Raw genomic sequence first — 20,752 nt, forward strand, 5'->3', positions numbered from 1 at the left:
GTGGAGAAAAGGCGTCTGTTGGAAGGTGAATTGGTTATCGAAAACAGGAGAATTATGAAAAAAAACGTTCTGAAGAAGGTCTTGCTGTTTGCTCTTTCTTGGTTCATCGGGGCCTCCGGTCTGGCCCAGCAACGAACCTACTGCAACCCGATGGACATCAGTTACCGGTATAATTTTGAGCAGTTGAACGAACGGATTTCGTACCGTTCAGGCGCTGATCCGGTCATTATTAACCACAAAGTGGGCAACAAACCGGGGGAATACTTTCTGTTCGTCACCATTTCCGGTGGCTGGTGGAAATCGAAGGATCTGGTCAGTTGGCAATACGTTGTGCCTGATAAATGGCCGATGGAAGACATGTGTGCGCCGGCGGCCCTGTCGGTGCGCGATACGCTGTTCCTGTTTCAGTCGACGTTCGAACAACGCCCCATTTTTTATTCGACCGAACCCGAAAAAGGCAAGCTCAAGTTCTATAACCGCTGGCTGCCGCGCCTGCCCAAAGACATTGGCCCCTGGGACCCGGCTCTCTTCCACGATCCGGATACCGACAAGTGGTTTATGTACTGGGGTTCCTCGAATGTGTATCCGATTTTTGGTGCCGAACTAGACCACCGCCGTCGACTGACCTACATGAACCCGGAACCGTCGAAAGCCTATCAGCCCATGCTCTGGCTCGACCCGTGGCAACACGGCTGGGAACGTTTTGGCCCAAACCATTCCGATCCCATCAAACCGTTTACGGAAGGAGCCTGGATGACCAAACACAACGGCAAATACTACCTGCAATACGGAGCCCCCGGAACCGAATACAACGTGTATGCGAACGGCACTTATGTCGGCAAGGATCCGCTGGGACCGTTTGAATACGCGCCCTATAATCCCATTGCCTACAAACCGGGGGGCTACGCCACCGGCACCGGCCACGGAAACACGTTTCAGGACCATTTTGGCAACTACTGGAATACCGGCACCACCTGGCTGGGCATCGTCTGGGGCATGGAACGACGGATTGTGATGCACCCCGCCGGTTTCGACAAGGACGACCAGCTTTACGCCAACACCCGTTTCGGAGACTTTCCGCACCATCTTTCCACCAAAAAGTGGGAGAACAGCAACGCGCTTTTTACGGGCTGGATGTTGCTGAACTACAAAAAACCGGTTACAGCCTCCTCGACGCTGGATACCCTGCGGGCAGAGTTGACGGTGGACGAAAACCCCCGGACGTTCTGGGTGCCGACCCAAAACAAAGCCGGCGAGACGCTGACCACCGACCTCGGCGCCGACCACGACATTCGGGCGGTGCAGGTCAATTATGTTGATTACAAAAACACTGTTTTCGACAGTGATTCTACGGTTTATACCCAGTTTCGGTTGTATGCGTCGAAAGATGGAAAGAAGTGGGATAAAATTGCCGATCTGACATCGGAGCCCAAACGCGACCGCGCCTGTGCCTATGTGGAATTGCCCCGGCCGGTGCGCGGGCGGTATGTGCGGTATGAACACGTCTACACGGCGGGTCCCTACGTGGCCATCAACGGTTTCCGGGTTTTTGGCAACGGGTTGGGAAAAGCCCCGGCGACGCCCGTAAAACTAGCAGCTGTCCGGCAGAAAGACCAGCGAAATGCCGATATTGCGTGGGAAAAAGTACCCGGTGCAGTGGGCTACAACATTCTGTGGGGCATTGCCAGAGACAAGCTGTACCAGACCTACCAAATCTGGAACGACCAGCCGAATAAACTGGAATTGAGGGCGTTGAATGTGGGTGTACCGTACTATTTCGCCATTGAGTCGTTCAATGAAAACGGCGTATCAACGGTTAGTGAGGTCATTGGTCCCCGGTAAAAAAGAAATACGAATTCTTCAGGTTCATGTCCCTGTTTTCGACCAGTGATTCGTTCATAATTCACGCCGGAACGCCCGGATGGTTTGACAAAACTTTTCTTTTTCAAAAAAGACCCTCAACTTCGGGTCGCTAAATCGAGTTTGAAACCAACCAATTCCATGAGAAAAATTCTAGTACTGATTTGCAGTTTGCTAACCGGGCTGGCCGTTGCCCAAACCGCGTCGAAACATCCCGATACCTCCGGAAACGACTGGCAACCGCTTTTTGCCGCCGATTTGTCCGACGCCGGTTTTCCAAAAGGCATCTGGAGCGTTGAAAACGGCGTTTTGACGGCCACGGAAGACATCCCGATCTGGACTAAAAAAACGTATAAAAACTTCGTGCTGGACCTGGAATTCAAGAACGCGCCCGGCACCAACAGCGGGGTTTTCGTGTATTGCAGCGATACCGCCAATTTTATTCCGAACTCGGTGGAGATTCAGATTGCCGACGACTATAGCGAACAGTGGTCCAAAGCTCCGGCGTCGTGGCAGTGCGGGGCGTTTTTTGGTCACAAACCCGCTTTGCTGCCCAAGGTAGTCAAATCAGCGGGCGAATGGAACCGCTACACGATCACGTGTCAGGGAAAAAACATTACGGTTTTGCTGAACGGTCAGCTCGTCAACCAGATCGACATGAGCCTGTGGACTTCCGGCAAGACCAACCCTGATGGGTCGGAAATTCCGAACTGGCTCAACAAACCCTGGGCCACACTACCGAACGAAGGGTATGTCGGTTTTCAGGGCAAACACGCCGGAGCGCCGATTTACTTCAAGAACATGAAAATTAAAGCGTTGCCGTAAAAAAAAGTTACCAGAGTCTGCCGACCAGGAAACGACGTGTCCGGGTCGGCAGACTGGTCAAAAGTTTAGTTAATCGTCAGACTTCGCAGCAGGTTTGCACTGCACAGAATTGACAGCACTTTGACGACTTCGCTCGCCAAAACATCGTCCCGGATCACGAAAGCCGCCACCAGACAGGCTACTGACACACTGAACTGGAACATGATTGGTAAAACCGGTAAGCGGGATTCGAGCCGGGTACTCAGCATCCGGGCGTTTTGCAGGAACTTTTTCATGACAGCCTGATCGTTAAAACTGAATCAATTGAAACCGGCCCTCTGCTGGATTGAATGGCCTGCCGAAGGTCAGAGAGGTCTTTCTGCAAGGTTTTGATCCGCTTTTCCCGCATTTTGACGTCTTCCTCGCTGCTGTTGCTACCGATCTTACTTTCGTGGTATTTGATTTTAACATGTACCATTTCAGTAAGGAGTTGAATGGAATCCTGGGCCGAAAACTGACCCTGAATGAGCTGCATTTCCATGATATGCTAAATGGAGTGGATGAATTATTGACCTTGACCCAGCGAAAAGGCGGGTTTTCCGTTAAAATCGTACAGATTCTCCGTCTTGATGGTGTCAATGTTGTTTTCGACGGCTTTGACCAGCAGGAAAATAATATCCAGTTTACCCAGGGTGTTGCCTTTTGCGGGTTTGAAACGACACCGCCAGTGATCGGTACAAAACGTTTCCGAAAAGCCGTCCGGCCATACTTTGATGCCCCGGTTGGTGATCATGGAAAGTTTTGTTTTTTCGGATTCCAGCGGCTTCAGCAACCGGGCAAGCTCGTCTGGATTGGTGCCATTCCAATGAACAAAGACATCGACACCGACCAGTTCTTTTTTGGCGGGCGGTTTTCGCTGGTATTTAGGCAGATTTAACGGCGTTCCATTGGCCAGATTAACGGCTTTCAGGGTCGAGGGTTTCTGACCCAGATTGGCAATAACCGCCTGCGCAAATTCTTTTGTGCCCACTTTTTGCGTGCTGATGCCTTCCTTGTAGAGATCATACGTATGAATACCGTCTTCGATGGTTTTAAGCCAGGCATTCTGTACCTTTTCGGCCACGTCGGTTTGTCCGATGTGAATCAGCATCATCACCGCACCCTGAAGCAGCCCCGACGGATTGGCCAGATTTTGCCCGGCCCGGCGCGGGGCCGACCCGTGAATGGCTTCAAACATGGCACATTCTTCGCCCAGGTTTGCTGATCCGGCCAGCCCCACCGATCCCGCGATTTGAGCCGCTACATCCGAAAGCACATCGCCGTATAAATTGGGCATCACAATGACATCGAAAAGTTCGGGCGTATCGGCCATCTTGGCAGCTCCAATATCAATGATCCAGTGTTCATTTTCGATGTCGGGGTATTCGGCAGCAATCTCGTCGAACACCTGGTGAAACAAGCCATCCGTTTGCTTCATAATGTTGTCTTTCGTGAAGCAGGTTACTTTTTTGCGCTTATACTGACGGGCGTATTCGAACGCATACCGGACGATTTTTTCGCAACCCGGCCGGCTGATGAGCTTGAGGCATTGCACCACTTCATCGGTTTGCTGGTGTTCAATACCGGCATACAGATCTTCTTCGTTTTCCCGCACAATCACCAGATCCATGTGCGGGTGTTTGGTTTTGACGTAGGGATGGAGACTCAGGCAGGGCCGGACATTGGCGTAGAGACCTAAAAATTTGCGGGTGGTGACGTTCAGGCTTTTGTACCCTCCACCCTGCGGGGTGGTGATGGGGGCTTTCAGAAATACCTTGTTTCGCCGGATGATTTCCCAGGATTCTTTGGCAATCCCGGCTGGATTACCGGCCAGATAAACCTGTTCGCCCACCTCAATCTCGTCCAGTTCGAGTTGTGCGCCTGCCGCCAGAATAATGTCGAGCGTGGCATCCATGATTTCAGGACCGATGCCGTCGCCCTTTGCTACTGTAATTCGTGTCATTTTTAATACCAGTTATTGATGCGACAAAATTGCAGCGCCAGGATTATATATTTTTATTTATGTTTGTAATGATATGTATAAAAAATAATTATGAATTACACCCTCAATCAACTTCGCATTTTTTCAACGATCGTTCAAACCCAGAGCATCACCAAGGCCGCCGAAGTACTGCATCTGACCCAGCCGGCCGTTTCAATCCAACTGAAAAATTTTCAGAATCAATTTGAAATTCCGCTGACGGAAGTGATCGGAAAGAAGTTATACATTACCGATTTTGGGAAAGAAATGGCCATTGCGGCCGAAAATATCCTGAACGAAGTCTACGCCATTAATTACAAAACGCTGGCTTATAAAGGGCAACTAACGGGACGCTTGAAAATTTCGGTGGTTAGTACCGGTAAATACGTCATGCCGTATTTTTTGACCGATTTTATGAAGCAGCATCCGGGCATTGAACTGGTGCTGGATGTGACGAACAAATCGAAAGTGATCAGCAGTCTGGAGAACAATGAAGTTGACTTCTCGCTGGTTTCCGTCTTGCCGACTCAGTTGGCCATCAGCCAGATTGAACTGATGCAGAATAAGCTGTATCTGGTGGGGAGTCAGGAGACGGATTTTGGACCGAAACCGTACACCATGCGCCTGTTCGAGACCATTCCGCTAATTTACCGGGAAGCAGGCTCCGGTACCCGGCTGGTAATGGAGCGTTATTTGGAAAACAATGGGCTAACGGTTTTGAAAAAGATGGAACTGACTTCCAATGAAGCTGTAAAACAGGCGGTTATTGCCGGGTTAGGCTATTCCGTTATGCCGCTGATCGGCATTAAAAATGAGCTTGAAAATGGTCAGCTTCGGATTATCCCGGTTGAGAATTTTCCCATCAAATCAGTTTGGAGTCTGATCTGGCTTTCCCATAAAAAGATGTCGCCCGTTGCCGGTATGTATCTGACCTACGTTAAAAAGCAGAAGGATGCAATCATACAGGAACGTTTTAACTGGTTTGAAAATTACCAGTAGCGTTTTTCTTCGGTTACCTGTGACTTAATCCGGTTTTTGAGGTCAAAAGAATGGGCCAACAAACCCTTTCTCTTAAACTTAAAAACTGTCTATGAAAAAGTCACTGGCCGAACTGATCGGCACCTTTTCCCTGGTTCTCTTTGGCTGCGGAGCCGCCAGTATTTCCGGAATTTCGACCACCGGACCCGCCGGTATCGGCCTGTTGGGCATTTCGTTTGCCTTTGGTCTGGCGGTGGTGGTAATGGCCTATGCCATTGGTCCGGTTTCGGGCTGCCACATCAATCCCGCCATTACGATTGCCATGCTGGTGGCCGGAAAAATCAGCGCCAGTGATGCCATCGCCTACATCATTGCTCAGTTTATCGGGGCCACGCTGGGGGCGGGCGTATTGTATTTGATCCAGAGTGGGGCTCCCGGTTTTTCGATGGGCCAATGGGCACTCGGTTCCAACGGCTGGGGGCCCGGCTACCTGGGAGCCTACAACACCTCCTCCGCATTCATTACGGAAGCCGTCCTGACGTTCCTGTTTCTGCTGGTTATTTTCAAAACGACGTCCCGGTTAGGCAACAGCAACATGGCTGGCCTGGCGATTGGTCTGACGCTGGTGTTGATTCACCTGGTGGCGATTCCGGTCACGGGGACGTCGGTCAACCCTGCGCGGAGTTTTGGCCCGGCGATTTTTGCCGGCGGTCTGGCCCTGAAACAATTGTGGCTGTTCATCGTCGCCCCGATTGTGGGCGGAATTGTGGCCGCATTATTTTATAAGGGTGTTTTTGAAGAAAAGAGAAAATAATAAAAGATTCTACAAAATGGGCCATCCCTACGGGATTGTTTTTGATTTTTCTGTGTGGGCGTTTTTACAAAATGAATCATTCCGATGGGATTGTTTTAATTTTCCTGTGGTGCGATTCTACAAAATGAATCATCCCTACGGGATTGTTTTTGATTTTTCTGTGTGGTGCGATTCTACAAAATGAATCATCCCTACGGGATTGTTTTGAATTTTCTTGTGGCCGTTTCTACAAAATGAATCATCCCTACGGGATTATTTGGGATTCCTGCGGAAAACGGACTGCATCATACGTCCCATCGGGACGGCTCATTTTGTAGGAATCGTGTCCGATTATCCGGGGATGAATCCCGTAGGGATGGTTCATTTGACATCGGTGTCAGGTTTTGGGGATTTTAAACGATTCCGAAGACATAATACAGGGCAATCACAAAGAACACGGCTGCGGTTTTGACGAGGGTCAGGATAAAAATGTCCTTATAAGCCTGTTTATGCGTCAGTCCGGTTACGGCCAGTAGGGTGATCAGCGCGCCGTTGTGGGGCAGGGAATCCATGCCGCCACAGGCCATGGCCGCCACCCGGTGCAGCACTTCCGGATCGATGCCCAGTTGGGTGGCCTGTTCGAGGTAGGTTTTGCTCATGAGGGCCAGGCTGATGCTCAACCCGCCCGAACCGGAACCCGTAATCCCGGCCAGCGTCGTGGTCGTAACGGCTTCATTGACCAGCGGGTCTTTGAAAAGGGACGCAATGCCGGCACTCACCACTTTAAATCCCGGAAGAGCCGCAATCACGGCCCCAAAACCGTATTCGGATGCGGTATTCAGTGTGGCCAGCAAGGCCCCGCCAATGGCGAGGTTAAGCCCCGCCGTAAAACCAGCTTTGATGGCCCGGAAGGCAAAAAGAAGAACGGTGACGATGCCCAGAACCAGTGCCCCTTCCACCGCCCAGACAGCCGTTAATTTTGAAATCTCGATGGGCGGAATGCCCTCCATCCCCAGGCTGGCGAAGTCGAACGTTTGGCCGTAGCGTTGGGGAATCAGCTCCGTGAAAACTTTGTTGAAAACCGTCACAACGAGCAGCGGAAGTACCGCAATGCCAACGGAAGGCAGCGTCGTTTCAGCCCGTCGTTCGGGTTCATTGAGGTGGTTTTTTCCGTAACCTTCGCCGGTTTGGATCGCCCGGTTTCGTTGCCATTGCAGATAGAACATGCCAATCGAAAAGATAAAGATGCTCCCGCAAATGCCCAGCCAGGGAGCGGCCCAGGCATCGGTATTGAAAAATGTGGTCGGGATAATGTTCTGAATCTGAGGAGTTCCCGGCAGGGCGTCCATCGTGAAGGTGAACGAGCCGAGGCCAATGGTCGCGGGAATCAGGCGCTTGGGAATGTCGCTGGCTTTGAAGAGTTCGGCCGCAAAGGGGTAAATGGCAAACACCACGACGAACAATGAAACCCCGCCGTAACTGAGAATGGCACCGACCAACACCACGGCGAGCATCGCCCGGTTTTTGCCAATGACAGCGATCACCGCCGTGGAAATGGATTTGGCATACCCCGCCATTTCGATGAGCTTTCCCAACACCGCCCCCAACAAAAATACCGGGAAATAGAGCTTGATAAAACCGGCCATTTTATCGAGAAAAACGCCCGAAAAAAACGGTAGAACGTAAGCCGGGTTGGCTAGCAGAACGGCCAGCAAAGCGGCTAGGGGTGCAAATAAGATGACATTGAATCCGCGGTAGGCAACAATAATCAAAAAAGCCAAAGGCAGTAAAACCAGGAGGACGTCCATCCGATGCGATTGCTTAGAGAGTTAAGCTAGCAGAAGGAGAAAATCATTGTATTTTACTGCCTTTTTTTGGTATCTAGCCGTGTCGATTAAAGCGGCATATTTACAGCACTGAAATCCTTCAGCAACGCCAGGACTTCCTGAACGTTTTCAACCCGATGAGCAGCATGGGTACTGCCGGGACCAACCTTGACGGTATATTGGTTTTCCAGCGTCAGAGCCGTAAACATATCTTCATCGGTGCGGTCATCGCCGATGGCCAGCACAAAGTCGTAGGGTCGGGCCAGTGACAACTGCTTGGCCACCTTGCCTTTATCGGTTTCGGTGCTTTTGATTTCGACCACGCAATTGCCGTCGATCACCCGCAACTGGTAGGGCAGCAGATTTTCGAGCGTGGTGATCAACTCGCGGGACCGCACAAAGCCGGTTTCCGATTCAGCAGAGCGATAATGCCAGGCCAGCGAATGGCTTTTTTCTTCAATAAATGAACCGGGGCAGCGGGTTACGAAATCGATCAGAACCGGGCTGACAATCTGCTTCCACGAACCGTCGTCCAGAATATCCCGTCGCCACAATCCCTGCTGCTTGATGTACGAACCGTGTTCGGCCACCATGTCGATGGGCAGAAAACCCAGCCATTCGTCGAGCGTCTGCTGGTCGCGGCCGCTGATGATCACCACGTAATTTTCCCGGCGGCTCGCCAGCCTGCCCAGCACGTTGATCACTTCGATGGGCGGAGCTGCCAGTTCCGGTTTGGTCTTGTAGTTCACCAGCGTGCCGTCATAGTCGAGCAGCAACAGCCGCGAACGGGCCTGCGCGTAGCGTTCCTGGAGGGAGAAGTTGGGTTGTGATTTCAAGAGTGGGGCGGGCTCAGTCTGTTGGGAGCTTTGAAGATTCAATAAACAGTCGACAAAACTGCCGGCCCATTTTTTGACATCGTATTCTTTCAATCGTCGCTGCATGATGGCAATCCGGCGGGCCTGTTCCTCCGGTTCCATTTCCAGGGCAATTTTCATTTTGTCGGCCACTTCATTTTCATCCATCGGATTGATATGCAGGGCGGTGCTCATTTCGTTGGCGGCTCCGGTCATTTCACTCAGAATCAACACGCCCTGGTGGTCTTTGCGGGCTGCCACAAACTCCTTGGCAACCAGGTTCATCCCGTCGCGAATGGGCGTGATCAGGGCCACATCGCAGGCCGTATAGAGTGCAAGCAACTGCGGAAAAGGCACCGAACCGTAGCGATAGACAATGGGCCGCCAGATCAGGGTTCCGTATTTTCCGTTGATTCGCCCGACGGCTTGTTCGATCATTACTTTCCGTTCGCCGTATTTCAGAATTTCATCGCGGGAGGGCACCACCACCAGGATAAACGTCAACCGCTCCGTCCATTCGGGGTAGCGTCGCAAGAAGGCTTCCAGCGCATCGAGACGCTGCATGACGCCCTTGGTGTAATCCAGCCGGTCAACCGAAAAAATGATCTTATTATCTTTGTAGGCATTCTTCAAAGCCGCGCGCTCTTCCACCACATCCGCGTTGTCGTAGGCGTCGTGATAGAGCGAATAATTGATGCCGACCGGAAACGAATCCGACTGAATAAGCCGGTTCTGGTAATTAATCTTCCATATTTTGTGCTGAACACCCAGATTGATCTGGACGGATTGCAGAAAATGGATGTTGTAGTCGTTGGTATGAAAGCCGACCAGATCGGCCCCCAGCAGGCCCGTTAACAGGTATTCCTTGCATTTCTGGGGCAGAATCCGGATCAATTCGTAGGAAGGGAAGGGGATGTGCAGGAAAAAACCGATGGTGGCGTCGGGCTTTTTTTCACGGATCAACCTCGGCAACCCCATAAAATGATAGTCGTGTACCCAAACGATGTCCTGGGGTTTCATCAGTTGTGAAACGGCTTCACTAACCGCTTCGTTGGCTTTCTGGTAAGCCACGAAATCCTTTTCCTGGTAGTCGACATACGTCGTGAAATAGTGAAAAAGGGGCCAGATGACCGAATTGGAAAAACCGTTGTAGAAATCCTGCTGAATTTTGCGGTCTAAAAAAACCGGGACATACTCAAAGTCATCGTTGACGAGGTGTTTGTGCTTTTCCCAGGTTCGGCGGGAGAAATCGGCGCAGCCTACCCAAACCGGTTTTTCACTGGCGCCTTTGAAATCCAGGGACTTCATGGCCGTTACCAATCCTCCTGAGGAAGCTTTCAGCGTCGTACTACCGGAGGTGGTTTCAAAGGCAAAAGGGAGCCGATACGAAACGATGATAAGTCTATTGTTCTTCATAATGAATGGTTTATACTAATCACGTCGAGTAATTAAATAAGACCATTTAGCGTGGAATGGTTCGGGAAACACCCGGATTAGAAAAATTCTAATCCGGGTAATAACCATTTCCAGAATGCTAAATTTGTTATTTAAATTTCTGACCCACAATGAATTGTACGATAGTCAGAGATTTGCCTATTCGGTTTTGAACGGCTTTTCAATCAAGAATTGCTTTGATGATTCGAACCGGTGCCAGCACCCGGTCCGGGCGGTTGGCCAGGTCATCATTGAGGTCAAACATGGCTCGTTCCAGCAGATAAGCTTCCAGCATAACCCGCAGGTCGGCCCGGTTTTTTGGATAGAAATTCGCTTCCTCAACGGTGTCGAGGTACGCTTTCAGGAAGATCTGGCTGATCTGGTACGCCCACCAGTCGGCAAACGGTAGCAGGTTTTTAATGTCCTCTTTCGGAACCTGGTTGGTGGCCAGAAAACCTTCGTATGCAACGTAATAAAACGACCGGATCATGGCGGCAGCGTCCCGCAATGGCGACCGCTTGATGCGCCGGGTGCTGAAACTCCGCAGCGGATTCCCGCCAAAATCCTGAATGGCAAGGTCCCGGCCCGTCAGCAGCACCTGCCCCAGGTGGTAATTCCCGTGAATCCGAATTTTCAGCGCATCCAGTTTGTGGTCATAAATCCGCTTCATGGCAGCCAAAACCGCCTGTTTTTTACCCAGAATGTCCTCCACTTCCCGGCGGCTGTCGACTGGCAAATCCTTCAGGTTTTTGGTCTGGCTCTGGTAACTTTCCCGAACAAGCGACTGCATACCGGAAAACAGCGACCGCTGGTAGTGCAGCGAGAATTCCTCGGGGGCAAAGTCCTTGTTGGTCGTGTTGGCCAGTGCCAGATGCATCTGACCCGTTCGAATACCCAGCAGCCGGGCCTCTTCCGAGGCCGTGCCGCCCAGCAATTCCCGGCTTTCGACGGTTAACTCATCAAAGCTGGAGGGTTCGCTCCAACTTCCCTGGCGACCAATCAGAGCCAGTGTTTCTTTGTTCCGAGCCAGAATCCGCTCGATGAAGTTGTGAATCCGTTCCAGCATGAAACTATGGCCGTCGCCGTGGTTTTCCACCATCACCTCCATCATTCCCAACGCAATCGAGCCTTTCTCAGACTGCCATTCGATGGTACCGATAAACGATGGAACGTACTCGAAATGGGCTTCATCACTCAAAAACCGGGTGATTTCCACGTCCGGGTTCAGGTTCCAGTCCACTTTCCGGTACATTTTCAGGAAAAACTGGTTGTCGTAGGCAATGGCCGTATAATCCCGGTCGGCGGTGTGCATTTTGGATTTGATGTCTCCGGCGTTCAATGGGTAGCTTTTCAGCTTGTCGTTCCCGGTAAAAACCAGCTTGCCATTTTTGGCTGGAATGGCCTGATTCGCGGCCATTTTGGTGAAGAGCAACTGATGCAACTTGGCGGTAAAGAAAGCATCGCAGAGCAACCCGTCCTGGTCGCCAAGCCTTAGCGTTGCCAAAACCGCCTGCGGACAACTTGTGGCGATCTGGCTGGCCCGGTCACCCTGCACGAACACGACCGGAACCTGATACAATTCGGGCAAACCCTGTTCATACGACACCTCCACCAAGAGGAGCGAGCCGGTTTTGTCGTCCAGATGGATAACGGCCTGATCGGTGATGGCAAAACTGTCGATTTCCCGGCCTTTGCCGATAAACCAGTGGGCTTTCGTCATGTAGTTCGGCAGAATCTCGTTTTCGAGCGTCGTCCGCGCTTTGGTCAGCGTCAGGTCTTCCCATTTCGCCAGCGTCAGCGACGGCAATGCATTTTCCAGATCAACATCCGGGTGTGCTTTTTGCAGCGAAAACCACTGGTAATCATAGGGCGCGAGCGTAAACGGATACGGGCTGTCTTCCCGAATGACCGGGAACCGGTTTTTGCTGAACAGTTCAACCGGCCGGTAGCCTTTGTAGTCGACCAGATCGATCTCCGCCGGTTGCGAGTGTTTGGACAGGTTGACCACAATCAGCAACGTCTCGTCTTCGTAGCTGCGGGTAAAGGCCAGCACTTTCGGATTTTCGACGTTCAGAAACTTCAGATTCCCCCGCCCAAACGCTTTGTACCGCTTGCGCATGTTGATCATGCGTTTCGTAAACCACAGCAGCGACGACGTGTTTTGCCACTGCGTTTCCACATTCACGGCTTCGTAATGGTAGGCCGGATCGAGAATCACCGGCAGGTACAGCTTCTGCGGATTGGTTACCGAAAAACCGGCATTCCGGTCGGGCGACCACTGCATCGGGGTCCGAACGCCGTCGCGGTCGCCCAAGTACACATTATCACCCATGCCGATTTCGTCGCCGTAATACAAAACCGGGGTGCCAGCCAGCGAAAACAGCAGACTGTTCAGCAACTCGATTTTCCGACGGTCGTTGTCCATCAGCGGGGCCAACCGGTGCCGAATACCCAGGTTGATGCGCGCTTTCGGGTTTTTGGCGTACATCTTATACATGTAATCCCGCTCGTCGTCGGTCACCATTTCGAGCGTCAATTCGTCGTGGTTTCGGAGGAAAATGGCCCACTGGCAGGTTTCCGGAATGTCGGGCGTCTGGTCGAAAATGTCGGTAATCGGATAGCGGTCTTCCATCTGAACGGCCATAAACATCCGGGGCATCACCGGAAAATGGTAGTTCATGTGGCACTCATCGCCGTCGCCGAAATACGATGCCGAATCTTCCGGCCACATATTGGCCTCGGCCAGAAAAATGGTTCCCGGAAAATGCTCGTCGATGTGTTTCCGCAGTGTTTTCAGGTACGCATGCGTTTCCGCCAGATTTTCGCCGTTGGTGCCTTCCCGTTCAAAAAGATAGGGTACGGCGTCGAGCCGAAAACCGTCCACGCCCATCTTACACCAGTAATCCAGAATTTTGATGATTTCGTCCTGAACCAGCGGATTGTCGTAGTTTAAGTCGGGTTGGTGGTGGAAAAACCGGTGCCAGTAGTATTGCTGGGCCACGGGGTCCCAGGTCCAGTTGGAGGCTTCGAAATCCTGGAAAATAATCCGGACATCCTTGTATTGACTGGGGTCGTCGGTCCAGACGTAATAGTCGCGTTCCGGTGAGCCTTTCGGTGCTTTTCGCGCCCGCTGAAACCACGGGTGTTGATCGGAGGTATGGTTGATGACGAGTTCTGTTATCACTTTCAGGTTGCGGTTGTGCGCTTCCTGCAAAAATTCCTGAAACTGCTCGATGTTCCCGTACGACGGATTGATGCTGTAATAATCGGCGATGTCATAGCCATCGTCGCGCAGAGGTGACGGGTAGAAGGGCAGCACCCAGATGGCCGTAACGCCCAGATCCTGCAAATAATCCAGTTTTTCCAGCAATCCCCCGAAATCCCCTATGCCATCGCCACTGCTGTCGCGAAAGGCTTTAATGTGTAATTCGTAGATGATGGCATCTTTATACCAGTGGAGTTTATCGTCTAAGCCTGCTTTGTTCGTCGCCATATTTCTCTCGTCAAAAGTCCCGTTTCAATCAGTCTACCTATTAAAACTAACTTCTACGGGAGCGAGATGTTTGGGAAAACCTTGAAACGTCTTTCGGGGTTACTGAAATAGAGACGCATAAAAAAACGGTACCATGCTCCCACCAACCCATCAGACGGCTCCGGCACCGGATGTCGTATTTGGCGATTTTTTTCTGGATGTTCAATTGAGCGGTATTTTCCCCGACTCGAAAACCTTCGTGGACAGTGTCCCGCTGATGGCCCCCGAGGCTATTCTGGCCCAGTATGAAGCTCAGAAAAATAAACCCAATTTTTACCTGAAAGCGTTTGTCGACCAGCATTTTACGCTGCCCGATTCACCCGCGTCCGGTTATGTCAGCGACGCCACGATGACGACCACGGCCCACATTGATCAGCTTTGGGACGTCCTGACACGCGACCCGGATGTGCCGGTGGAAGGCAGTTCGCGGTTGCCGCTGCCCCATCCGTATGTCGTGCCGGGCGGGCGGTTTCGCGAAATTTTTTACTGGGATAGTTACTTTACGCTGCTGGGACTCAAACAGGCGGGGCGGATCAATCTGATTCGGAACATGGTCGATAATTTTGCATACCTGATCGATACGTACGGTTTTATTCCGAACGGCAACCGAACCTATTTCCTCAGCCGTTCACAACCGCCGGTTTTTGCCCTAATGGTGCAGTTGCTGGCCGAACTGGACGGCCCTGATGTGCTGGCGCGCTACCTGCCTCGTCTGCAAAAAGAATATACGTTCTGGATGCAAGGCAGTGAATTGTTAAACGTAGATCATCCGTTTGAGCAGCGCGTGGCCCGGCTGGAAAACGGCACGGTGCTAAACCGGTATTTTGACCCAACACCCCGCCCCCGCGCCGAGGCTTATCGCAAGGAAGTGGAACTGACGGAAGCTGCCAATGCGGTCGGGATCGAGTCTACGGTTTTTTACGGCCATTTGCGGGCCGCCTGTGAGTCGGGTTGGGATTTCAGCAGCCGCTGGTTCAGAGACGGGCAGACGATGGCCACCACCAGCGCGGCCACCCTGCTACCGGTCGATCTGAACTGTATTCTCTATTCGCTGGAACGGACCTTGCGTGACGCCTACCACCAAGCCGGTGACGGGACGGCGTCGGAGCGGTTTGAACACCTGGCCGAAAGCCGGAAAACCGCCCTTTTGCAGACGTTTTGGGATCAGGACCGGGGCTTTTATTTTGATTATGACCTGGTTACTAACCGGCGGACGACTGCCCAAACGCTGGCGGCTGCTTTTCCGTTGTTTTTCGGACTGGCTACGCCCGAACAGGCGCAGGGTGTTCATGACCGGCTGCGAAACGATTTTTTGAAACCCGGTGGCTGGGTGACGACCCTAATTCGATCCGGGCAGCAGTGGGATTCGCCGAACGGCTGGGCGCCCTTGCAGTGGATTGTGTATAAAGGACTTATGAACTACGGTTTTTCGGAAACGGCCACCGAAGGACGAGACCGCTGGCTGGCCCTTAATGACCGGGTTTTCCGGGAAACCGGTAAAATGATGGAAAAATATAATGTGGAAGATGATACACTGATGGCAGGCGGGGGCTATTACCCGAATCAGGACGGTTTTGGCTGGACCAATGGCGTTTACCGGCAATTGATGGGCGAAAAACTGGGTGAAACCGCGCTGGCAGATCAACCGGTATAGCCGAAAAAGCGGGGGGGGGAAGGCATTTTTTAGCATTGATTATACAACCTTTACAGAAAATTTGCTGGATTGTCGGAAAGGGTTGCTTATTTTGCACCTGTATGGTCTACTGACTTCTGTCAAATTCTATGTCATTGAAAAAAACCAAGATTGTTGCCACGGTCGGCCCGGCGTCCGACACCAAAGAAAAACTGCTGGCTTTGGCCCGCGCCGGTGTGAATGTTTTCCGGCTGAATTTTTCCCACGGCACACACGAAGATCATTTAGCCCGCATCAAAAGCATCCGGGAAATCAACGCTGAATACGGCCTGAACCTCGCCATCCTGCAGGATTTGCAGGGCCCCAAGATCCGCATCGGCAAAGTCGAGGATGAAAGCGGGGTGATGATTTATTCCGGTAATAAGCTGGTCTTCACCAATGATGACATCATTGGAACGGCCGAACGCGTCAGTACGCCCTATAAAGGCATGTTCCGCGACGTCCGAAATGGCGAGCGCATTCTGCTGGATGATGGCAAACTGGAGGTAAAAGTAATCGGTACGGACGGCACCGATGTCATCACGGAAGTGGTGTATGGCGGATTGCTGAAATCGAAAAAAGGGGTCAACCTGCCCAATACGAAGGTTTCGATGCCTTCGGTAACCGAGAAAGATTTCGAAGACCTGGACTTTGGTCTGCAACACGAAGTGGACTGGATTGCCCTGTCGTTCGTGCGGCAGGCGTCCGAGATTCTGGAAATTAAAGAGTACATCCGGGCGCGGGGTAAATCCTGTCGGGTGATTGCCAAACTCGAAAAACCGGAAGCGATTCAGAACATCGACGAAATCATTGCCGCTACCGACGGTGTCATGGTGGCCCGGGGTGACTTGGGCGTTGAACTGCCCGCCGAAGAGGTTCCGATGATTCAGAAAATGATCGTCGAGAAATCGAACAAGGCGGCAAAACCGGTGATCGTGGCGACGCAGATGCTCGAAAGCATGATCGACGCGCCCCGTCCAACCCGGGCGGAGATCAACGACGTTGCCAACTCCGTGTTAGACGGAGCCGATGCCGTGATGCTCAGTGCCGAAACCGCGTCGGGTAAATACCCGATTCTGGCGGTCGAAAACATGGCCAACACCATCCTGAAAGTGGAAGAACTGAGCGATAAAATTTACTACCGCTACCACGCTTTCGTCAACGAACAGCCGGGTAAGAACGTCCTGAACGACAATGTCGTGATGAGCGCGTGCCGGTTGGCGCGTGACACCAAAGCCAAAGCGGTGATCGGAATTACGACCTCGGGCTACACAGCCTTCCGGTTGTCGCACCACCGCCCGAAAGCCGGTCTGTACGTTTTTACGTCCAACAAAACCATGATGAACGCGCTCGCGCTCTATTGGGGGGTGCAGGTGATGCCCTATGAGCCTAACCCGGAAAACACGGTGGATCAGACGGTTTCCGAAATCAAGGATCTGCTGGTGAAGCAGGGCGTGCTGAAGTCAGGTGATATTTTCATCAATACGCTCAGTATGCCGTTGATGGAAAACCTGAAAACGAACACCGTGAAGCTGAGTGTCGTGGAGTAGAGAGAGAAGAGTTGTTTCGCGGAGTTAAGCGGAGAAAAAAGGAGTTGAGCGGAGAGAATTTCTCTGTTTAACTCCTTTTTTCTCTGATAAACCGCTCGGGCGGCCCCGTCTGTGTAATAACTCACTCCGCTAAACTCTGACATCCTCCGCTACTCTCTGCGAAACAACCGCCCTATATTTCCGCTGAAAATACCCGAAAGAAACGACGATCAAAACGCCGTAGACCACGGAAATCACATAGGCCGAGTAGATGAAAAAATCGAGGAAACTGATGTTCGGCTGGCCGAAGTTTTTATACAACACGACTGCGACACTTCCCATATAGCCGTAATAATCCGCCAGGGTCACGATGAAGCCCACCGTGCTCACGTAGCGGAACGACGCTACCAACCGCTCGAAATACAGCCCGTTGCACGGCACGTAAGCGCCGTAAAGTCCCAGCCCCACCAGCGTAAACCAGGCTCCCGGCGACAGGATGCCCTGCTGAAAAAGCCAGGTACTGGCGCCAATCAGCACCGCCGACAACAGCATCACGATGTTGATCAGCCGGAACGCCAGAAAGTTGTCTTTGATGAGCTGTAAGGCCCCCATGACGATCAGAATCCCGAACGCGACCGTGGTTTCCGTTTTGGTAAACACGCCCGGATTGGTAATGCCAACGGCCGAAAGAATTTCGGGGGCAAAATTATCGCGGAAATCCCGGAAGGCCGATAGCAGCACGTAGGAGACGATCAGCGTGGTGAGCCCCACCGAAAAAGTCTGGAGAAAATGCCGCCGTTCGGTCTGGTTCATCGGTCGCCGTTCAGTGCGGAGGTCGCGGTCTTCGGGCGAAGGCGGAGGGAGGAGTGTCATCATCCAGACCGAAACCAGCAACGGTACGACAAACAGCAGACCCGTGACGAAGGGAAGCCAGAACTCCGAAATGCCCCAGGCACTCCGGATGGTCAGGGCGACGGTTTTGACAAATCCCGACGCAAAGATGAACGAGGCCGTCAGTCCGGCAACGAGGGCGTCGGTTTGCCGCCGGCCTTCCAGAAAACCCAGCATGATGCCGTAAACCATGCCCAGCGGCAAGCCGTTCAGGAACAGAAAAACGATGTTGTAGGGGGGCGGAGTCAGCGCAAAACCGAGCAACGCCAGTTCAGCCAAACCAATAAAAATCAGGATGTACAGCGCGCGTTGCGCCGGTTTCATCTCCGACACGACCTTCACGCCAATCCGTTTGGAAACCGCATAGCCCAGCACCTGCGCCGTGATGAGCCAAATTTTGTAGCTGATGCCGGCGTAACTCATGCCCTCGAAAATGACGGCCGTAATGCCTTTCCGGAACGCATACATGCAGGCGTAGGTGCAAAACGCAGCGACTGCGCCGAAAGCAATGAAGAAGATCGGGTTTCGTAAAATGGATTTGTTGAGCATTCGGGTAGCTTTGATCACAAATTACACAGGATTTATGAATAGAATACGCGCCGGAACCTAAAAATCAAAATTCGGCAGACTTCCCGGCCTATGCGGTTTTTTGGTATTAAGATTGTGTACATAAAGACAGAAAACTGTATACCGAAGTGGGTCACTCTTTCGTATATATTCTTAAATTCACGTTAGTCTCCACCTGAATACAACCGATATGAGCGCACAACCGATCACCAATGGATGTCTGCTGATCGCTGAACCGTTTCTGGGCGATCCGAATTTTGAACGAAGTGTCGTGCTGGTGTGCGACCATAACGAGGAGGGCACGTTCGGGCTGGTTCTGAACCAGATTGCGCAGGTGAAACTGAACGACGTGCTGACTGATGAAATGTACCACGATTATTCGCTGTATGTCGGCGGGCCGGTGCAGCAAAACACCCTGCACTACATTCACCGGCTGGGGCACACGGTGGACGAATCCATCGAATTGCCCAACGGCCTCTACTGGAGCGGTAATTTCGACCGGTTGCGGCAACTCATCAACGCCGGTGCGGTGAAAGAATCCGACGTCCGTTTTTTTGTCGGCTATTCCGGCTGGTCGGGGGGGCAATTGGCCGATGAAATGGCCCAGAATGCCTGGATTGTGACCCAGGCCGACTCAAGCTATATCTTCGATACGCCCTCCGACCAGTTCTGGCGGGGCATTCTGCGCCAGATGGGCGGGCAATACCGGGTGCTCTCGCATTACCCCGTCGATCCGCGGCTGAATTGATTCAGGGTAGACAAGAGAGATAAGACAAGAGAGTAAAGACTATATTCCTGAAAACCGACGATTCTACTCTTTACTCTCTTGTCTCATCTCTCTTGTCTATCGTCTCTTGTCTATTCTCTTAATTTTTGTGAAAATGGCCCGAAACTTCGGGCTCTACCCGTAAGATAACTGAATTTCTCCCGTTATTTGTCTGCCGGTTCGCGCTCTTAGGGGTGAACGGATTTGTTTATTTCTCCAAAACCGTATGTTGAAAGTCAGACTACTTATATTGGTGGCGTTTTTGTTCGCTTCGTTTGCTTCATTTGCTCAGCTTCAGGGTGTATTTGGTATAAAAGCCGGTGCCAGTTCGTCCATCACCGCGCAGGAAGGCATTACCCCGTATATTTCCCGCTACAAAACCGCCTTTCATCTGGGTGGGGTGTACCGCCTTCGCTACAAACGCTTCGTGGCACAGCCGGAAGTATTGTATTCCATCAAAGGAGGAACCTTCAAACGTCTGGGTGTCAATCCGCAAACGATCCGGAATAATTACAACTACCTGAGTGTTCCACTGATGCTGGGCTGGATTCCCACCGAAGGCGTTGTGCTCCAGGCCGGGCCAGAGTTCAGCTACGCCATCGACACGCCCTACGGCCCCGGAAAGAAGCAGGATACCGGTATTGCCATTGGTGCCCACTACGATTTTCTGGACATGGCCGAAAAATTCAGTTTGAACCTCCGGTATATTCACGGATTGAACAACGTCTCCAACAGTTCCATTGTCGAATACCGCAACCGGACATTTCAGGTTTCGATCATCTATAATTTTTACAAGAAAAAGAAGTGAGAGAGGGGAGGGTTTGTTCTTTTTCGACCTTGTATAAGCACGAATTGAAAAACGAGGCAAACAGTAGCTGCTCTGATTGGTTATCCTGAAGACAATCAATTTCTTTTTTCACCTGAAAAGAGCAGTAGCATGGCAGAGAAGAGCAAAGAGGAGATCGAAGCCAAAAAGGCAATTGGTCCGGCTGGACTGGCCAACCAGTCGGCAAACGGAACCAGCGGGCCCGGAAGCCAGTTTCCGGATGAAGAGATTCAGGACATTGCCCCGACCGACATCGAAGACCGGTACCTGGACGGCGATGAAGACCGTACAGCCGCTAATGTCCGCGAGACGCACCCAAATCGCAACCGGGACGGTAAACCCCAAATCGACAAGCCTTCCTACGGAGGAGGACACTAGAGGATATGAAAAAACCGGGCAC

Annotated in this window: 16 protein-coding genes; 9 read left to right on the forward strand and 7 right to left on the reverse strand. The window is 51.9% G+C overall.

What is annotated here, in order from left to right; genetic code table 11:
* Positions 1-54: 54 nt before the first annotated feature.
* Both ACS5NO_RS04890 and ACS5NO_RS04895 read left to right on the forward strand, forming a co-directional pair.
* Entirely contained in the window at positions 55-1,842 is a 1,788-nt protein-coding gene (locus ACS5NO_RS04890; RefSeq protein WP_439414106.1) for a family 43 glycosylhydrolase, read from the forward strand.
* Between the two features lie 159 nt (positions 1,843-2,001).
* Positions 2,002-2,685 carry a 3-keto-disaccharide hydrolase gene (locus ACS5NO_RS04895; RefSeq protein WP_439414107.1) on the forward strand — a complete coding sequence of 228 codons (684 nt, stop codon included), beginning with the start codon at positions 2,002-2,004 and terminating at the stop codon, positions 2,683-2,685.
* Positions 2,686-2,750: 65 nt separating this feature from the next.
* On the opposite strand, the gene ACS5NO_RS04900 is transcribed toward ACS5NO_RS04895, so the two are convergent.
* From ACS5NO_RS04900 to ACS5NO_RS04910, 3 genes are read right to left on the reverse strand one after another with little or no spacing between them, the layout of a single operon-like run.
* Positions 2,751-2,960 carry a hypothetical protein gene (locus ACS5NO_RS04900; RefSeq protein ID WP_439414108.1) on the reverse strand — a complete coding sequence of 70 codons (210 nt, stop codon included), beginning with the start codon at positions 2,958-2,960 and terminating at the stop codon, positions 2,751-2,753.
* Positions 2,957-3,205: a hypothetical protein gene (locus ACS5NO_RS04905; protein WP_439414109.1), complete on the reverse strand. Its 249-nt coding sequence runs from the start codon at positions 3,203-3,205 to the stop codon at positions 2,957-2,959. Before ACS5NO_RS04905 ends, ACS5NO_RS04900 begins: the two co-directional genes overlap by 4 nt.
* A gap of 24 nt (positions 3,206-3,229) precedes the next feature.
* The gene (locus ACS5NO_RS04910; protein WP_439414110.1) at positions 3,230-4,666 is read right to left on the reverse strand and encodes an NADP-dependent isocitrate dehydrogenase; all 1,437 of its coding nucleotides are present in this window, start codon (positions 4,664-4,666) and stop codon (positions 3,230-3,232) included.
* Between the two features lie 90 nt (positions 4,667-4,756).
* Here ACS5NO_RS04910 and ACS5NO_RS04915 point away from each other — a divergent pair, with 90 nt between their 5' ends.
* Together ACS5NO_RS04915 and aqpZ are read left to right on the forward strand one after the other, a co-directional pair.
* A complete protein-coding gene (locus ACS5NO_RS04915; RefSeq protein WP_439414111.1) occupies positions 4,757-5,683 on the forward strand; it encodes a LysR substrate-binding domain-containing protein in 927 nt (308 codons plus the stop codon).
* 91 nt (positions 5,684-5,774) lie between these two features.
* Complete coding sequence (aqpZ, locus tag ACS5NO_RS04920; RefSeq protein ID WP_439414112.1) at positions 5,775-6,476, forward strand: aquaporin Z; 702 nt, start codon at positions 5,775-5,777, stop codon at positions 6,474-6,476.
* 392 nt (positions 6,477-6,868) lie between these two features.
* Here aqpZ and ACS5NO_RS04925 read toward each other — a convergent pair whose 3' ends face one another.
* The 3 genes from ACS5NO_RS04925 to treS form a co-directional block, all read right to left on the reverse strand.
* Positions 6,869-8,263 (reverse strand): GntP family permease, encoded by a 1,395-nt coding sequence (locus ACS5NO_RS04925; RefSeq protein ID WP_439414113.1) that lies wholly within the window; start codon positions 8,261-8,263, stop codon positions 6,869-6,871.
* A gap of 86 nt (positions 8,264-8,349) precedes the next feature.
* A complete protein-coding gene (locus tag ACS5NO_RS04930; RefSeq protein WP_439414114.1) occupies positions 8,350-10,551 on the reverse strand; it encodes a bifunctional alpha,alpha-trehalose-phosphate synthase (UDP-forming)/trehalose-phosphatase in 2,202 nt (733 codons plus the stop codon).
* 199 nt (positions 10,552-10,750) lie between these two features.
* A complete protein-coding gene (treS, locus tag ACS5NO_RS04935) occupies positions 10,751-14,062 on the reverse strand; it encodes a maltose alpha-D-glucosyltransferase (protein ID WP_439414115.1) in 3,312 nt (1,103 codons plus the stop codon).
* Between the two features lie 133 nt (positions 14,063-14,195).
* Between treS and treF the strand changes: the two genes are divergently transcribed.
* Together treF and pyk are read left to right on the forward strand one after the other, a co-directional pair.
* Positions 14,196-15,755: an alpha,alpha-trehalase TreF gene (treF, locus tag ACS5NO_RS04940; RefSeq protein WP_439414116.1), complete on the forward strand. Its 1,560-nt coding sequence runs from the start codon at positions 14,196-14,198 to the stop codon at positions 15,753-15,755.
* A 128-nt stretch (positions 15,756-15,883) separates the two neighbouring features.
* Complete coding sequence (gene pyk / locus ACS5NO_RS04945) at positions 15,884-17,323, forward strand: pyruvate kinase (RefSeq protein ID WP_439414117.1); 1,440 nt, start codon at positions 15,884-15,886, stop codon at positions 17,321-17,323.
* Positions 17,324-17,452: 129 nt separating this feature from the next.
* On the opposite strand, the gene ACS5NO_RS04950 is transcribed toward pyk, so the two are convergent.
* The gene (locus ACS5NO_RS04950) at positions 17,453-18,742 is read right to left on the reverse strand and encodes a DUF5690 family protein (protein ID WP_439414118.1); all 1,290 of its coding nucleotides are present in this window, start codon (positions 18,740-18,742) and stop codon (positions 17,453-17,455) included.
* A gap of 208 nt (positions 18,743-18,950) precedes the next feature.
* Here ACS5NO_RS04950 and ACS5NO_RS04955 point away from each other — a divergent pair, with 208 nt between their 5' ends.
* The 3 genes from ACS5NO_RS04955 (at position 18,951) to ACS5NO_RS04965 (ending at position 20,730) form a co-directional block, all read left to right on the forward strand.
* Positions 18,951-19,508, forward strand: coding sequence for a YqgE/AlgH family protein (locus ACS5NO_RS04955; protein WP_150876067.1), 558 nt, complete (start codon positions 18,951-18,953; stop codon positions 19,506-19,508).
* A gap of 244 nt (positions 19,509-19,752) precedes the next feature.
* Positions 19,753-20,334, forward strand: a complete 582-nt coding sequence (locus ACS5NO_RS04960; RefSeq protein ID WP_171062729.1) for a porin family protein — start codon at positions 19,753-19,755, stop codon at positions 20,332-20,334.
* A gap of 129 nt (positions 20,335-20,463) precedes the next feature.
* Positions 20,464-20,730 (forward strand): hypothetical protein, encoded by a 267-nt coding sequence (locus ACS5NO_RS04965; protein WP_138989636.1) that lies wholly within the window; start codon positions 20,464-20,466, stop codon positions 20,728-20,730.
* Positions 20,731-20,752 lie beyond the last annotated feature (22 nt).

The organism is Larkinella fluvii (genome assembly GCF_051857545.1).
Lineage (GTDB): Bacteria > Bacteroidota > Bacteroidia > Cytophagales > Spirosomataceae > Larkinella.